Source organism: Cellulophaga sp. BC115SP, assembly GCF_009905545.1.
GTDB lineage: Bacteria > Bacteroidota > Bacteroidia > Cytophagales > Spirosomataceae > Flectobacillus > Flectobacillus rivi.
Genome location: NZ_JAAALB010000202.1, coordinates 1 through 579, shown reverse-complemented (window position 1 = coordinate 579; position 579 = coordinate 1). Strand labels below are relative to the sequence as shown.

Genomic DNA, 579 nt, shown 5'->3' with positions numbered 1-579 from the left:
CTAGCTCATCAACAAAAGCGCTGGCATCTTCCAATATCTCTTTTTCAACAAGACTGTCCATACTGGCATTGGCTTTAATAAAAACGCTATCAATTGCCTGGCGTTTGCCTCTGACCATGCCTTTGTCGACACATAGCTTCAATACCATTTGAAACAACTCCAAAAATACTCCTTCGCCATACAACTGACGTGTGCGGCTAATAGTACTATGCCAAGGAAGAGCTTCGTCCAAATCATATTGGAGAAACAGGCGAATGTCCAAGCAATTTGAACAGTATTCCATCAGACGTCTATCAGAAGGAATATTATTCAAATACCCCACTAATAATATCTTGAAAAATACGACAGGATCGATCGACTCCTGACCTTCAATTCCATAATAAGGTGCTGTTCGAGCATACAGAAAGTGTAAATCAAGTACTTTTTCGAGTTTTCGATAGAAATTATCGGGACTTACCAAGCTATCTAAGCTGACTTGGTAGTACATTTTACATTGGAAATTTTTGCGTCCTTGCATACCTTTAAAATACGCATTTTTAGCCAATTTTCCAAGGTAAAATTAAAGGTTCTCAACAAGAT

1 protein-coding gene is annotated in these 579 nt (G+C 38.3%); it reads right to left on the bottom strand.

The genetic code is table 11. The annotated features are described in order from the left end of the window. Window positions 1-487, bottom strand: a 487-nt coding sequence (locus GVN22_RS27670; protein ID WP_240915801.1) for a transposase, incomplete at its 3' end; no start/stop codon positions are given. Window positions 488-579: the final 92 nt, after the last annotated feature.